Genomic DNA, 16,548 nt, shown 5'->3' with positions numbered 1-16,548 from the left:
GAATAGCTCAAATTGTTTTGCTGGCATCAATTTTGATGTCCAAAATTTTGTTTCGTTCACTAAGCAAAGCTAGTTATTTGAAACTTTATTGATTACGTTTTGCTTGTTCAGTTTTCAAGGTTCATTTAATAGTTACATCAAGTAACTTTTTATAATTTAACATAATGTTAACTTCATGTCAACCGTTTATGTTAATATTTTTTTAGTTGTTCGTTTATCTCGTAACAACGTGTTTAAATATATCATCTTAAAAATAAGTTTGCAAGAGTTTCATTGAAGTAAAACTATTCTTATTTATTCGAAATCAAGTTTCTTCTATATAATGTAGAAAATTAATAACTTGATTTGTTTAGGCTATGCTCTATTTTGAATGTCTTAAACCCCAAAATAGTTTCGTGTTATTTTTGTTGTCAATGAAAAAGCACCTCTAATTGTTAGTTTCTTACCTAACAATTGAGGTGCCTTTCAAAATATATTTAACTATCTTACCCAGATAAAGTACGCAAGGAAGACAAAGAATAAGCCATACATCATAGGATGAATTTCTTTTTTACGACCCGCTAATAACATTGTAATTGGATAGAATACAAAACCGATTGCAATACCAGTAGCAATTGAATAACCAAGTGGCATCATTAATACTGTAAAGAATGCAGGTACTGCTATTTCGAATTTATCCCAATCAATTAGACGTAATGATGATACCATCAGTACCCCTACGATTACTAGAGCTGGTGCAGTTACTGCTGGTGTTACAACAGCTAGTAATGGTGAGAAGAATAAAGCTACTAAGAATAGTACTGCAGTTACGACTGCTGAGAACCCTGAGCGAGCACCCGCTGCTACCCCAGAAGTTGACTCTACATACGCTGTTGTTGTTGATGTACCAAATAAAGAACCGATTGTCGTTGCTAGCGCATCCGCCATTAAGGCACGTCCTGCACGTGGTAATTTATTATCTTTTACTAAGCCAGCCTGTGTCGCTACAGCCATTAAAGTACCTGCTGTATCAAAGAAATCTACAAACAGGAATGTTAACACTACTACTAAAAACTTCACATTAAATAACGTTCCAATGTCACCAAGTGGTTCCAATGCTACCATAAATGTAGAGTCTACACTTGGAATAGCCGAAACAACTGCTGTTGGGGGATCAATGATACCTGTGATCATCCCAATAACCGCAGTAATGACCATCCCTAAGAAAATACCAATACTACGGAATTTAATGATAAGAATAACAGAAAGAATGATTCCGAATACTGCTAGTAATGTAGCTCCAGTAAAAGTTCCTAAAGTTACCAATGTCGCTGGACTATCAACTATAATCCCTGCACCTTGTAAACCTACAAATGTGATAAATAAACCAATACCTGCTGAAACAGCATATTTAAGTTGTACTGGAATGGCGTTAATAACAGTTTCACGAATACCCGTTAAAGATAAAATGATAAAGATAATTCCAGAAAAGAATACACCTGTTAAACCAGTTTGCCATGGAATACCATAAGCTCCGACTACAGTAAATGCGAAGAATGCATTTAATCCCATCCCAGGAGCAAGTGAAATTGGGAACTTAGCGAAAATCCCCATAATCAAAGAACCGACTGCTGCTGCTAATGCTGTTGCTACGAAAACAGCACCTTTATCCATCCCTGCATTTTCTAGAATACTTGGGTTAACAGCTAGAATGTATGCCATTGCAAGGAAGGTTGTAATACCACCAATTATTTCTCGGCGATAATTAGTTCCTAATTCATCGAACATGAAATATTTTTTCATTATCAAAAAATCCTCCGTATGGTCGTCTTCAATATCGAAAACAAAAAAGACACGCTGACTACTCTACTAGTCGCATGTCTACGATATATTTCATCACCATAGTGTGTGAAATAAATTAGTGTTTATACATAGATAAACCCAAATCGTAGTCAAGTTATTTACGGTAACTTGGTAGAAACTCACGGGCCTTATTCCCGACATTATACGACGACGTATTTAATTTACATTCGTAATATATCATTTCACTTTTTAGATTTCAACCCCATTTCCGAACATTTTTACAAAAATAAATACGAAAGTTCGTGTAAAATTCTTATTTAATGTTCATATTCAACTAATTCACCGCTAAATAAACGTAGTACTGAACATTTCTGTAATCAATAAAAAGCAAAAACCCCCTGGAACTCTTTCGAATTCTAGAGGATCGTCCCTTGAACGTTATGACTTAATTCATCACTTTACTTTGTAAGATTTGAATCCTTTTTTCTAGTTTTTCTTTCCAATCATCCGCTAATGCATCCACTGCTTGTATTTGTTTCATAGCTATCGCATCTTTATTTTTAAAGTACACTTCATTGCCGTACAAAACTGTGATACGCGCAGGATGCTTTTCCACAACTTCTATTGTTGAATCTGCACAAATTGACCCTTCCTCCAGTACGCGTGCAAGATAACCTGTATAACCTGTTTCAATTAAACGTTTAAGTAATGTGGTTGCCTCAGTATATCTATCAATCGTACTACATGGAATACGTCCTTGTGTGATTTGTATGACGGCATTACCTATTTTATAAATATCCCCAATACAAACATCCGCTTCTAACATATTCGTTACTGTTAAATTTTCACCAAATGCAGCAGTAGGCAACGGTTTTCCAAGTTCATGTTCCCATTGTATGTAATGCTCTGCAGGGTATAAACAAACTGCACGGTCTGGGCCACCATGATGTTTTTTATCTGCCACATCATCCCCTTCGAAGCCACGTGATGACAAATAAACCTCTTGCATTTGTTGCTTTTCAATTCCTGTAATCATCGAACGTCCTTTACTATCAAGCAATTCTTTCGGCATTCCAACAGCAAGTGTGTGAATTATTGGCCTATTTTTCTCCATTTAAATCCCCCCCTAATCTGAATAGTACAATTCTTTTGCATTCATTTAGTTTACTACATACAGCACTTTACCAGCAATTGCTGCTTTAACCTTGATATAATTCGAATCATACAATCTATGAATAGACTAAAAATGATCAAATCAAAAAACCCTAAAAACCTCTCAAGGCTTTTAGGGCAGTTGCTGTTATTCCCACTCAATCGTTGCTGGTGGCTTAGATGTAATATCATACAGCACGCGGTTCACGTGTTTTACTTCGTTTACCATGCGGACAGAGATTTTCTCTAGTACGTCCCAAGGGATACGTGCCCAGTCAGAAGTCATGCCGTCGATAGATGTTACAGCACGGATACCGATTGCGTAATCATACGTACGTGCATCGCCCATTACACCAACTGAACGGATATCAGGTAATACCGTGAAGTATTGCCAGATGTCACGGTCAAGACCAGCATTTGCGATTTCTTCACGTAAAATGAAATCTGCTTCGCGAACGATTTCTAATTTTTCTTCTGTAACTTCACCAAGTACACGAATACCTAATCCAGGACCTGGGAATGGTTGACGCCAAACGATTTTTTCATCAAGACCAAGTTCTAAACCTAGCGCACGAACTTCATCTTTAAATAACGTTTTCAGTGGCTCGATTAATTGGAATTGCATATCTTCTGGAAGACCACCAACATTATGGTGTGATTTGATTGTTTGCGCCGTTGAAGTACCAGATTCAATGATATCTGTGTATAGAGTACCTTGTGCTAAGAAATCCATACCTTCAAGCTTCGATGCCTCTTCATCAAATACGTAAATAAATTCATTACCGATAATTTTACGTTTTTTCTCCGGATCTGATACACCTGCAAGTTTGTCCATGAAACGTTTGCGAGCATCAATTTTAATAAGATTCATATCAAAGTCTTCTGTGAATGTTTTCATTACTTGTTCAACTTCACCTTTACGGTTTAAGTTGTGGTCTACGAACATACAAGTCAATTGATCGCCGATTGCTTTATGAATTAAAACTGCTACAACTGATGAATCTACACCGCCAGAAAGAGCACATAATACTTTTTTATCGCCAACTATTTCACGAATTTTTGCGATTTCAAGCTCAATGAAGTTAGCCATTGACCAGTCGCCTTTTGCCTCACAAATATCGAATACGAATTGACGTAGTAAGTCATTACCATAAACAGAGTGACGTACTTCTGGATGGAATTGTACAGCATATAATTTGCGTTCTACATCTGCCATTGCAGCAATCGGACAAGATGCACTTGTAGCAATTACTTCAAATCCAGCTGGAACTTCTGTTACATGGTCACCATGGCTCATCCACACGATTTGCTCAGTTGGTAAGTCTCCAAATAACTTATTTGAAGTAGTGACTTTGATTTCCGCTTTACCATATTCACGCGTTTCAGCACCTTCAACTTTACCGCCATTTGTATGTGCCATTAATTGCATCCCATAGCAAATACCTAATATTGGTAAACCTAATTCAAAAATAGCTGGATCCACATGGAAAGCATTTTCATCATAAACAGAGTTTGGGCCACCTGAAAAAATAATACCCGTTGCGTTCATATCTTTAATTTCTTCCGCAGTTACCGTATGTGGGTGCAATTCACTGAAAACACCAAATTCACGGATACGACGCGTAATTAACTGGTTAAATTGGCTACCGAAGTCCAGTACAACGATTTTTTCTTGCTCTTTTAATAAAGGGCTAGCTGTCAAAATTTCCACCTCTTCTACTATTTTTAAAGGATATTTTCATTTGTTCAAAGAAAAACGCGAAGAAAGTAAAAAAACTTTCTACGCGTTCATAAGCTCTAGAATAGTGATAAAGGCGAATGCGTAGCAAAGTAAAGTGATTTACTATACTTTTCACCTAACGAAAACATCCGCCTTCATAGAGAAATCATTTAAGGTGATTTCGTAGAAACATCCGAACCCTATTATCGAACTTATATGAAAGCAATCCTTGCATTTAATTTTTTTCATTTTACTCTTTGTACACATTAAAATCAACTGATAGTGCGATTGATTAAATATTCCCAACTTTCTTTCAGCTCTCTAAAATCGACTTCTTCCTTATCTTTTCCATAAACATGTTGTTCATATACTTCTGTCAGCTTTTGCATTTCATCTGTCTCTAGCGCAGCATCTACTCGCTCAGCAAACGCACGCAATGTTTCCCCATCTCTTCTACGCAATCCAATACGGGATAATTGCTTCAACAATACATGGTAAGAAGAATCGAAGTTTGACCAATCCGCTACCTTTTTGCGATATACACGCACATGCATCTTCGGAATCCATGTTTTACGTTGTAAGTATAACGTAATACTAGTAATGATCAGTAAAACCACGATGGCAATCCACACATAAGTGAATTTTTTCAACCATGTCCACACCGCATCTAATTTAAATGTTGATGAAGACTGTTCCTTTTCAGATACCTTTTCTTGTGGTTGGGGCTGCTCTGGTTTTTTTTCCGGCTGTAATACTTCTTCCTGATCAGCTGTATCTAGTGGTATATCATAATCAATATTCACATTACCTGTAAAGCCGATGGTAGGTTCAAACTCCATCCAACCCGTGCCAGGTATATATGCTTCCACCCAAGAGTGCGCATTGTCATTCGTGATTCGATATTCGCGTAGTCCGTCTGTTATCGGTCCTGTTGTGCCAGGTGCAAAGCCTTTAACCCATCTTGCTGGTATGCCTAGTGAACGTAAAAGCACAACCATCGAAGTGGAGAAATTATCACAATAGCCTACTTTAGTATCGAATAAAAATTGATCGACATAATCTTGATTTTCAGCAGGAATTGCCGCTTCATTTTTATCGTATCTAAAGCCATTGGTTCTAAAGTAACTTTCCACAGCTTTAATTTGATCGTATATCGTAGCTTTACCTTGTGTTATATCAGAAGCTAAATCTTTTACACGCTGCGGCAGCTGGTTTGGTAATTGTAGAAAACGATTATATGAAGGATCTAATGTTTCAAGTGTAGTAGGATATGACAATTGAAGCTGCTCCATACTATAAACTGGTTCACTATAAGACAATGAGTAGTTTGATAACGATTTTGATTCACCCGCCTGCTGCTCTATCGTCATTTTTTCAGTCTGCTCATCCTGAATAAATAAAGTGGCGTCTTGAGCTGAAACAGATAATAAACCATAAGTTTGAATCAAAAATGGCATTGGAACAGCAATATCTAATTGAATTTGTCGCTCATTTTCTGGTAATCCTACTTGTAAAGAAGTATGAATGGGTGTATTTGTTTCATAGACATTTTTGCCAAAGTTTCCATCCGAAATAATCCAGCCTTTTGATGTATACGTATCTTTTGTTTCAATACGCCAATAATGCCGATCACGAGAAGAAGCCGTGAAAATTAATGTATTATCCCCTTGGAATGGGCCTCCGAGCTGACTATCATCTTGGCCATAGCCAACTGATTTTTCCCCAGTTCCGCTTCCAGCTTGGCCAGTAATTTCTTGGATGAATGGCACAGGATCTGCCCATGTTGGTCCTGTCTTTGGTAAAAAGAATGCGACAGAGCTAACAAGCAATACTGAGACAAGCATCGGAATAACAATTTTCCATTTCTCCAGTATAGTACTTGTTGTCTCAACTTGAAGCCATAGACGTTTAACAAAGAGTACTCCTGTCATAATTAATCCAAGTACAATAACTTTTACAATAGCCGCTTTACCATCATAATCACTAAACGTATCTAATGTGGCAATAAAGAAGACAGTCATAGCAAAAAAGTAAAATATATTTTTCCGCACTGAAACCCAATGGTGAATTAAATAAACAAGCATCCAAATTAATACAAGAAATAGCACTGTCCTAAAGGCATTTGATACTTGTCCAAAATCCCCCGATAGTATAGAGGCCATATTCCCTGTCCATTCAGACAATAAAAACGGTAAAGTTTCTCCTGAAAAAACGGGGCTTGTACTATAAGTGAAGACAATAAGCCAAGTAATATAGCCTAACTTCACTAATCCAGATAATATTGGATGTATTCGGAATAAACTTAACGCTAGAGATAAACCAATAAACACAAGGAAGAGATGCATCCCGCCAGTATTCGTTAATTGCATAATAGGAATAAGCCATTCACGCAAAATGAAGAATATAATAATATACGCAATGGTTAATTCTATAAATTCCCCTAATGGTCGTTTCACGGTTTCATCACCTCCGTGAATAAATGATAAAAATCTGTTGGGTCTACATAAACGATTTGTATATGTTTATAACGCATCATAAGCTCAGATTGCACAGGTGGCTGTTTTGCCACTACAAAACAAATACAGCTTTTCACTAAATTCGCAAGAGTATGTAGTAATTCTTCTGATACATCACTTGTCACATAAAGCAATGTTGCAACTTGCTTAAAAGATTGCTGATCATAAAATCTGAATTTGACATTCTCTATAGGCTTTATAGCGGCTAAATGATACATAATCTGATCTAATTGCTTTTCACCTTGTATAACCGGGAATACTTTCGTCATTTCTCCAGCGGAAATAAAAGATAAATCTCCTCGTTCTTGAACAATCATCTGTAGCATGGATGCTACTAACTCCACTTTTTCTTCAAACATTGGAGATTTTTTAGCGTCTAATACGAGCAATAACTCTGAAGATTGTCGATCCTCAAACTCCTTCGATTGTAAGGTTTGCGTTCTCGCAAATGATTTCCAATGAATCCATGAAAAGCGATCTCCTGGAACATACTCTCTTAACCCAACAGCCATAGATGTGTCCTTTACAATGGAATAGGGTGACATCATAGAGCCAACATCATATTTCGTTTGAAGGGTAGCGTATTTCATCTCCCTGATTCTCGGATAAACTAAAATAGTTTGTTCCTTTTCTGCTATGACAGGCTTTTTTGCCCAGCCAAAGAAATCATAGAAAACCATTGTAACCCCTAAGTAGCGATGCTCTCCACGAGGCATCTTTTCCAAGTCATAATGCCAGCTAAATTTTTTCCTAAAACCAACAAACTTAATGGCATTTGAATTTTCTATTTTAGCCTGTACTAACCCCTCACTATCTACAAGTTCCTCCATCATGATATAGGCAAATGGGAAACGTGTTCTTCTTTCTATCGTAATAAACACCTTTGCCGATTGCCCTCGTTCTATATGATTTGGTTCAATTTTACGCTCTACAAGTAAAATATCTTCTCTCACTACAAAGAACAAGAGTGCGTACACTAAAAATGGACTAACCGTAAAAAATACAAACCAGCTGACGAATCCTCCTTGGAACATAGCGTAACTAAATGTTACGACCATCAAAAAGGTAATCAATAAAAAATGTTTGCTTTTTTCTAAAAAGCCTTTCCATTTCTTCATTGTTCTGCAAACCTTTTAGTCGGAACAGGTGTACTCGCAATAATGCGCTTGATTATTTCGTCTGCGGCTACGTTATCGTAGCGTGCATCTGGTTTTAAAACTAAACGATGGTTAAAGACAAATGGCACAAGATATTGAACATCATCGGGTGTCACATAGCTGCGCCCTTTCATAAATGCATAAGCTTGAGAAGCTTTCATTAGCGCTAATGTTGCCCGCGGACTCACCCCTAAATAAACATAGCTATTTTCCCTTGTTTGGGCAGCAAGCTCCACCATATAATTTTTAACTGAATCTTCCACATACACGCCCTGAACAAGCTCCTGCAATTCAATTAATTGCGTTACAGATAACACTGATTCGATTTTTTCAATTGGTTTACCATTTTCAGCTCTTCGCAAAATTTCTACTTCCTGCCCTCTAGATGGGTAACCCATTTTTATCTTCAATAAAAAGCGATCCAGTTGTGCCTCTGGTAAAGGATAGGTACCCTCATGTTCAATCGGATTTTGTGTGGCCATAACAAAAAATGGCTGGTTAATTAGCAGTGTTTTTCCGTCAATTGTGACAGATGCCTCCTCCATGCCCTCTAATAAGGCAGATTGTGTTTTTGGCGACGTACGGTTTATTTCGTCTGCTAATACAACATCCCCCATAATTGGTCCTGGGCGAAATTCAAACTCCATTGTTTTTGGATTATAAATAGATATACCAACTACATCTGAAGGCAATAAATCTGGTGTAAATTGAATGCGCTTAAACTGAGCGTCAAAGGATTTCGCAAGCGCTCGCACCATCATCGTCTTTCCTACTCCAGGTACATCCTCTAACAAGACATGCCCTCTCGCTAATAATGCGACAATACTAAGCTCAGCAACCTCTCTTTTACCAATCATTACTTTTTCTATATTTTCTAAAACATCCTGTATTTGAGAATTCATAAATCAAAAAAGCCTCCCATTCCATCAGGCAATTGTGTGAATTGCACGATAACTTATCCTAAGCATAGCGAAATCTGTCTTCTAAAACAATTATCTGAAACCGCTACATACTATTGATCCTCATAAAGAAGGCTTGTTTGAATGTTATCAAACAAGCCTAGTCCTTATTATATAACGTCATTCCGTAATAGAATGTTACAAATTTATTCTTTTTAACCATATTTCTTCCAACGATGTAGCATCTTCTTGTAAAAAAATATTAGTTATCGTCCCAGAAACAATAATTTTCCCTTCATGTAAAACTAATATATCATCTGCTATTTCTTCAGCAAAAGACAGCAAGTGTGTAGAAAATATGACCGTATTCCCTTTCTCCTTTTCCTCCAACATCATATTTTTCAGCTGCGCTATCCAAAACGGATCAAGGCCATTAGTCGGTTCATCTAAGATCAACAAAGAACCGCTGCCAAGTAAGCTTTGCGCAAGATTTAATCGTTGTAGCATTCCCTTAGAAAACTGTTTAGCCTGTTGCCTGCGAACGTCCCACAAGGAAACGCGCTTCAAAACGTGCTCTTGTTCATATTTATCTACTTGTTTTAAAGATGCCAACAACTCTAAAATTTCAGCGGCAGTTAGCATAGTAGGGAAATCTACATCGTCAGGCATATAACGAATTGCTTGTGGTTTATGCCATATCATTTCCCCAGATTTTTGCTTTTCTTGACCCGTTAATAGTCGAATCAACGTACTCTTTCCTGCTCCATTGCCTCCAACCAGCGCTAAAATTCGACCTGAATGCAATGTAAAGGTTGCTTCTTTTAAACCTCTATCATTATCATAGACATTAGCTACATTTTTCGCTTCTAAAAGAATCATCGTTGCTGGTCCCCCTTTAATAACTTCGTAGCAAGCATAAGCGGCAAAACAATCCAACAAGTCGTCACAATCCCATATACCACGTGACCCAATGGCGACAAATAAAACTTCGTTACTCCATAAAACGCTGGACCAAGCACACTAGCTTGATTGCTGAATATAAAATAACCAAAGCGCAGCCATTCCACAGGATTTATATGTATCGTTATGATGGTAAGCTTTTGTAAAACATGACCAGCTACAACTGCACCTAGAGCCATTAAAGCATAAGATATAAGCAATAAAAAAAAGGACCATACAACAAGTGATAATGCTAGTGCAAATAACCTTGTTTGGGCAAATGCCCCCAGTGCAATACCTATTGATACAAAAATAAAGATACTTAATAGCGTGAGGGTAACTAAAACAAACGGTAATCGTACGCCGCCTAAAAAACCACCTAATGCTAAGACAACACCAAATGCCACTAACACAACCAGTAAAAAGGCAAGTGATGTTGCTACATATTTGCCTATAATATATTGTCGTCGTTTCATCGGATAGGTTTTTAGTAACGAATACCAACCAGATTCTATATCACCAGCTATACTCATACTTCCAATGCTTACAATAAATAATGGTAATAGAAACAATAATACATTTAAAAATGATGCTGTTTGACGTGTAAAACCCTCGATATCAGGTAAAGCCATTTGTTGAATGACAATAATTGCTACAAAAACAAATGTAAAAAGAAAGGCTACTAGTTGCATCCAACGACTTCTTAAAATTTGCTTCAGCTCTATTTTCACAAACATCACTCATGTATCCCCCAATTAAACGTTAGCAAATCCTGATAAGCCAATAGTTGACCATCTCCTTCATTAGTCATCCATTTTTGCGCTTCATCTTTTGTCGCAAATGCTAGAACTCCATAGTTCATCGGAGTCCAATACTCTTTGTTGTACACAAATGTCGCTTTATAAATGTCAATCCATTCATTGTTTGCCTTATTTTTAATATAGGCTGCGCCAACTTCATCCTCACCATTTAGCTCAAGATATTCCATCAGACACCCAATATCATCAAAAATCTCATAGTCTCCATTTTTCAAAACAATCTGTCCAGCATATTCATTATGAACAATACTCATATTACAAATTTCACAAACATCTGTTTCACTGATAATCTCACGTGGTTTATATGTTTTATCGCTACATCCTACCAATAGTGCACTGCATAAAATCAAAATAGTTATCCATCTAGTCATATTCGCATCCCTCTTTTCCAAAACCATAAACCACACATAGATACCACTAGACCAATTAACAATTGTATGATATTTATCGAAAACTCCGTCTTTCTCATATCGCTAAGTAATTTTGGTTCATTATCTACGAGTAGATTTTGTTCTGTTTTATTAATTTGCTGATCTAGTGACGTCAAGATCATGACGCTTGGTGATGCTACAAAAAATTGATAAACTGGTTGTCTCACCATCCACTGTCCAAAGCTCGATACAGCTACGTAGGGAACATCCCCGAAACCATCGCCCGCAACATCTATCCCAGTATAATCATCATAAAAATTGCCAATGAGACGCAAACCTTGGTGGTCTGATCTTGCCGTTAATATATTTCCCGTAAACTGATTATCATTTATGATTGAGTCATCCTCTACCTTTGTACCTTCTAATGCGGTCTGATTCATTCGAAAGCGATTTTCTTGTATTTGAATGTCTGAACTTTTTTGCAATGCTACACCTACTCGATTATTATGAAAGCTATTTTTTCTTATCATTGCTTGCTGAGTGTCATACATTAAAAGACCATAGCTATTGAAATCGTTATGGCTACTGACTGTATTATTAGCTATTTCTAAGTCAGTAGTCATCATGATCATTAGACCTGTAACATTATGTAAATACGTATTGAAAAGCACCTCCACACCACTCGAATACATAAAGTGTGTTCCGTAACGGCTATTCGTCACCTTGTTTCGTTGAACATCGATTTGCTTCACTTCTTCTACGTATATACCATCTTGCACTTGTTCAATAGTATTTTGTTCGATGGCAATGTCCTCGCTTTTAAACACAGCAATCCCATTGCCTTTTTCAGCATAATGTGACTGATTACCAATAATCCTATTTTCTAAAATTCGAACATGCTTTGAACGTTGAATATGGATACCTACTTGAACATCTTTTACCTCTATCTCTCTCAACTCTAGATTCTCTGCCTCATTGGCTACAATGCCTTTGTTTTTTGCACTTATCATTATATTTTCTACAGAGACATTAGCTACATGTTCAATTTTTAGTGCAGGGTTATTATTTAAAGAATACAACTCAACCCCCTCTTCTCCGCGTAGTATAATTGGTTTCTTCACCGTAAAATTCCCTTGGTAACGACCAGCAGGAATATGAATAATCTCTCCAGTTTTCGCTTGATCAATAGCAAATTGAATATCAAATTCCGCATATGCCGTTTGACTTGTAAATAGAAAAAACAAAAAGAAAAAACTGATTTGTTTCATCACTCTTCACCTCCCCATTCAGCATGAAAAGACTAGAGGAATGCCCCCTAGTCTAACGCTTTAATGACTGTGTCCCTTTTGTTCATGATTCATTTCATTCGAATGCATGGAACCAGATTCGCCATTTTCTTCCTCAGCCTTTTTTTGCATCATTTTCTTCTTACGTCTCTCCAATGCATCATCTTTAATTTTTTGTAGATCTTCAACGTAAGCTTTCGAATTTTCTTGGATATATTTATCTGCTTCAGCCTTGTTCACAAAATAAATATAGCCCCAGTTCATTGGAGATTTTAACTCTGTTTTCACAATAGTTACATCTTCAACCTTTGCCCAATCCTTTGTCACAAAATCACGGACAAATTTTTCATTTTTTTCTTCATTGGCAACCTCCGCATTTAACAAACAGCCAATATCGTCATAAAAAGCAATGGACCCATCTTCTTTTATAGCTTGTGTTGAAAATACTCCCATCTCGTGATCTTTCATGTAAACCTTCATATTACACATTTCACAAACTGTATCTTCCTTTGGCTCTTGTAACCGTGGGTCTACTAGCGAAGCAACCTGGACAGAATCTTCTTTCAATGTTGCTGTTTCATTTTTCGTAGCCTCTTGCTCCGTTTCCTTCTCTTTCACTTGGGCTTTTTCACTGCCACATGCTGCAAGTACAAATAATAATATTAGTGCAGGTAACCATAATTTTTTCACAACTATTTCCTCCAAATTTAGTTTTCTGTTGCTATACTCTACATTACAGATTAGTTGTGAAATTAGTTAAAAATCGGAGTGAAGAATTGGAAAAATTATCTTGAACATTCAATGAACATCTTCACTTCAAATATTTTGAATTTAGAGCAATTCTTTTTCCACTCTTATATAAAAACTCCCCACACTATGCATGTGGAGAGCTCGTTATTTATATGGAAGAACGGTAACTATTGAGTCGCTTCTTTTGTTTGCTTAAACGGCTTAGCTTTAACGCAGTTTCATTTAATTCCCAACGAATTTGTAAATCACTAGCACTATCCATATGAATAGGCGCTGTATGTTGATGTTGCTGCTGTTGATTTGGTGCATTTATTGAACTGTGCTTCTTCTCTTTATTTTTTTGCAAACTATTTTTAAATAGTTTTTGTGGATTTTGCCCAAAGTTATGGCTAATATCCCCAGCATGCAAATACTGATTTTCTTGCCGAAAAACACTGCTTGTCGTTGCACTCACTCTAGAAGTCCTCATAAAAAGTTACCCTCCCCTACATTTTATTATCCTTATAGGTAATTATATCGACATTATATGCTGATAATTAACAACATAGAACCAAATGGCATAAAAAAAGAGAGAAAAGAGCTATTTTCAAAAGCGAAGTTCACTTTTTCATAACTCTTTTCACTCATCTTACTTCCAAAAATCATCAAATATCGTAATTGGCATATGACGTTTATGTTGAGAACGCAAATAATATCCTTCTAAGATTCGGCGTGGTTCTTCAGGAATTTCTTTTCCCTCTAAATAATCATCAATTTGATCATATGATACACCAAGTGCCACTTCGTCTGGCAATGATGGACGATTCTCCTCTAAATCCGCTGTTGGCACCTTTTTATAAAGATGCTCAGGACATTTAAGTTCTGCTAACAGTTGCTTACCTTGTCGTTTATTTAGACGAAAAATCGGCATTAAGTCCGCTCCACCATCACCAAATTTTGTATAAAACCCCGTAATAGCCTCCGCAGCATGATCCGTTCCTAACACAACTGCCCCATTCATCGCGGCAATTGAATATTGCACCTTCATACGCTCACGAGCTTTTTCATTCCCTTTCACAAAATCATTCAGCTCAACGCCTGCATTTGCTAAAGCCAACACACTAGCATCTACAGCATTTTTTATATTCACAGTGTAAATTTTCGTTGGTTTTATATAATCAATGGCATCCTGACAATCTTGTTCATCAGCCTGCACGCCATATGGTAAACGTACAGCCAAAAAAGAATACTTCATTTCCCCAGCCTCTGCATTTAGTTCATCAATTGCCAACTGTGCTAGTTTTCCTGTTAACGTCGAATCTTGACCACCAGAAATACCAAGAACGAATCCTTTTACAAAGCTATAGTGTTGTGCATATTCCTTTAAAAAATCAATGGATTTACGTATTTCTTCCTGTACATTAATAGTAGGCAATACACGTAATTCTTCAATAATTTGTTGTTGTAAAGTCATTGTACCCGTCACTCCTCTTATTTACATTTGCTTAACCATATTGTGCACTTCTTCAATATTACGCATTTTATTATCCCAGCATTTTTGGCTGAGATCGACTGGATACTCTTCAGGATTCATCGCACGCTTATATTCATCCCATAACAATTCTAAATTTTCCGTAGCATAATCACGCATTTCCTCTAATGTAGGATTTTGATAATTTATTGCTCCGTTTTTAATAACATGCTGATGTAAATTTTTTGCTTCAAAATTCGTGACAAACTTTGAGACAAACGTATGAATTGGATGGAACATTTTAATACGTTCCTCAGCTTGAGGATTTTCATCGTGCATTGTGATGTAATCTCCCTCTGCCTTTCCATTCTTTTTATCGATAATACGATAGACATTTTTTAATCCTGGCGTGGATACCTTTTCCGCATTAGCCGAGATTTTTATCGTATCTTCAAGTTGCCCTTCGCTATTTTCGATAGCCACCATTTTATAAACTGCACCTAATGCAGGCTGATCATAAGCTGTAATAAGCTTTGTACCAATTCCCCAAACATCTACTTTTGCACCTTGAGATTTTAAATTTAAGATTGTGTATTCATCTAAATCATTCGAGACAATGATTTTGGCATCCTGGAAGCCTGCAGCATCCAACATACGACGAGCTTCTTTTGATAAAAACGCGATATCACCGCTATCTAAACGTATGCCAATAAAGTTAATTTTGTCTCCTAGCTCTTTAGCTACTTTAATAGCAGTTGGCACACCTGATTTCAATGTATTGTAAGTATCTACTAAAAAAACGCAATCACGATGACGTTTAGCATAAGCATGGAATGCATCATAATCATTTTTATAAGCTTGTACTAACGCATGGGCATGTGTACCAGAGACAGGAATCTTAAAAAGTTTACCTGCTCGAACATTACTTGTGGAAGCAAAACCACCAATAAACGCTGCCCGCGTTCCCCAAATAGCAGCATCCATTTCCTGTGCACGCCTTGTCCCAAATTCCATCGCCACTTCATTTTTAGTAATTTGTTTAATACGGCTTGCCTTTGTGGCAATTAATGTTTGATAGTTAACAATATTAAGTAATGCTGTTTCAATTAGCTGTGCCTCCACTAACGGAGCTTCAATTCGGACAATTGGTTCATTAGCGAAAACTAACTCCCCTTCTACCATGGAATACATATCCCCTGTGAATCGAATGTTTTTTAAATACTGGATAAAATCCTCTTTATAACCTACTTCATCACGTAAATACGCAATATCCGATTCACTAAAATGAAAGTCACGTAGATAATCAAGCATTCGCTCTAACCCAGCAAATATGGCATAGCCATTACCAAAAGGTAATTTCCTAAAATATAATTCAAAAACTGCTTTTTTATTATGTATGCCATCCGCCCAGTAGGATTCTGCCATATTAATTTGATATAAGTCTGTGTGTAGCGCTAAGCTATCATCTGCATAGTTTGATCTCAAAAGAAACCCCTTCTTCCGCTTTGATAATTAGTCCTAGTATACACTATATACCCAAATTCTTGCGTTTTACATATCTTCTATTTGATGTTAGGTTTTCTAACATAAATAGTCAGAAAATTTAGAACTGTTCACATTTAAGACACATTTTTTAGTACCGCTTTCATTCCTTTTATAAAAACATTTTCTGCAAACTATTTCGAGAATAGAAATATAAGATGTAAGG

The 16,548-nt window shown here is 36.7% G+C and carries 14 protein-coding genes and 2 riboswitches; all 14 genes read right to left on the bottom strand.

From position 1 onward, the window contains the following. Window positions 1-480: 480 nt before the first annotated feature. A complete protein-coding gene (locus MHI34_RS10320; protein WP_036124549.1) occupies window positions 481-1,782 on the bottom strand; it encodes an NCS2 family permease in 1,302 nt (433 codons plus the stop codon). Between the two features lie 126 nt (window positions 1,783-1,908). Further along, window positions 1,909-2,010, bottom strand: a riboswitch (purine riboswitch). 217 nt (window positions 2,011-2,227) lie between these two features. Further along, window positions 2,228-2,896 (bottom strand): MOSC domain-containing protein, encoded by a 669-nt coding sequence (locus MHI34_RS10315; protein WP_271911043.1) that lies wholly within the window; start codon window positions 2,894-2,896, stop codon window positions 2,228-2,230. Window positions 2,897-3,082: 186 nt separating this feature from the next. Continuing rightward, a complete protein-coding gene (guaA, locus tag MHI34_RS10310) occupies window positions 3,083-4,636 on the bottom strand; it encodes a glutamine-hydrolyzing GMP synthase (protein ID WP_036124553.1) in 1,554 nt (517 codons plus the stop codon). Between the two features lie 156 nt (window positions 4,637-4,792). Further along, a riboswitch (purine riboswitch) is annotated at window positions 4,793-4,894 on the bottom strand. A 32-nt stretch (window positions 4,895-4,926) separates the two neighbouring features. After that, window positions 4,927-7,110 carry a transglutaminase domain-containing protein gene (locus MHI34_RS10305; protein WP_342504402.1) on the bottom strand — a complete coding sequence of 728 codons (2,184 nt, stop codon included), beginning with the start codon at window positions 7,108-7,110 and terminating at the stop codon, window positions 4,927-4,929. Continuing rightward, window positions 7,107-8,288, bottom strand: a complete 1,182-nt coding sequence (locus MHI34_RS10300) for a DUF58 domain-containing protein (protein ID WP_058845188.1) — start codon at window positions 8,286-8,288, stop codon at window positions 7,107-7,109. The genes MHI34_RS10305 and MHI34_RS10300 overlap by 4 nt, the downstream gene beginning before the upstream one ends. After that, window positions 8,285-9,229: a MoxR family ATPase gene (locus MHI34_RS10295; RefSeq protein ID WP_058845189.1), complete on the bottom strand. Its 945-nt coding sequence runs from the start codon at window positions 9,227-9,229 to the stop codon at window positions 8,285-8,287. Before MHI34_RS10295 ends, MHI34_RS10300 begins: the two co-directional genes overlap by 4 nt. A 195-nt stretch (window positions 9,230-9,424) precedes the next feature. Continuing rightward, window positions 9,425-10,105 carry an ABC transporter ATP-binding protein gene (locus MHI34_RS10290; protein WP_058845190.1) on the bottom strand — a complete coding sequence of 227 codons (681 nt, stop codon included), beginning with the start codon at window positions 10,103-10,105 and terminating at the stop codon, window positions 9,425-9,427. Next, the gene (locus MHI34_RS10285) at window positions 10,102-10,902 is read right to left on the bottom strand and encodes an ABC transporter permease subunit (protein ID WP_058845191.1); all 801 of its coding nucleotides are present in this window, start codon (window positions 10,900-10,902) and stop codon (window positions 10,102-10,104) included. Before MHI34_RS10285 ends, MHI34_RS10290 begins: the two co-directional genes overlap by 4 nt. Then, window positions 10,902-11,354, bottom strand: coding sequence for a nitrous oxide reductase accessory protein NosL (locus MHI34_RS10280; RefSeq protein ID WP_058845192.1), 453 nt, complete (start codon window positions 11,352-11,354; stop codon window positions 10,902-10,904). The genes MHI34_RS10285 and MHI34_RS10280 overlap by 1 nt, the downstream gene beginning before the upstream one ends. Continuing rightward, window positions 11,351-12,622: a NosD domain-containing protein gene (locus MHI34_RS10275; RefSeq protein ID WP_342504401.1), complete on the bottom strand. Its 1,272-nt coding sequence runs from the start codon at window positions 12,620-12,622 to the stop codon at window positions 11,351-11,353. Before MHI34_RS10275 ends, MHI34_RS10280 begins: the two co-directional genes overlap by 4 nt. A 60-nt stretch (window positions 12,623-12,682) precedes the next feature. Beyond that, the gene (locus tag MHI34_RS10270) at window positions 12,683-13,330 is read right to left on the bottom strand and encodes a hypothetical protein (RefSeq protein ID WP_342504400.1); all 648 of its coding nucleotides are present in this window, start codon (window positions 13,328-13,330) and stop codon (window positions 12,683-12,685) included. Between the two features lie 208 nt (window positions 13,331-13,538). Continuing rightward, window positions 13,539-13,859, bottom strand: coding sequence for an NAD synthetase (locus MHI34_RS10265; protein WP_342504399.1), 321 nt, complete (start codon window positions 13,857-13,859; stop codon window positions 13,539-13,541). Between the two features lie 159 nt (window positions 13,860-14,018). After that, complete coding sequence (nadE, locus tag MHI34_RS10260) at window positions 14,019-14,843, bottom strand: ammonia-dependent NAD(+) synthetase (protein ID WP_271911045.1); 825 nt, start codon at window positions 14,841-14,843, stop codon at window positions 14,019-14,021. Between the two features lie 21 nt (window positions 14,844-14,864). Beyond that, on the bottom strand, window positions 14,865-16,325 hold the full coding sequence (locus tag MHI34_RS10255) for a nicotinate phosphoribosyltransferase (RefSeq protein WP_342504398.1): 1,461 nt from the start codon (window positions 16,323-16,325) through the stop codon (window positions 14,865-14,867). Between the last annotated feature and the right edge of the window lie 223 nt (window positions 16,326-16,548).

The organism is Lysinibacillus sp. FSL L8-0126, assembly GCF_038630385.1.
GTDB classification, from domain to species: Bacteria; Bacillota; Bacilli; order Bacillales_A; family Planococcaceae; genus Lysinibacillus; species Lysinibacillus fusiformis_D.
This window is presented reverse-complemented; position numbering and strand designations above follow the sequence as displayed.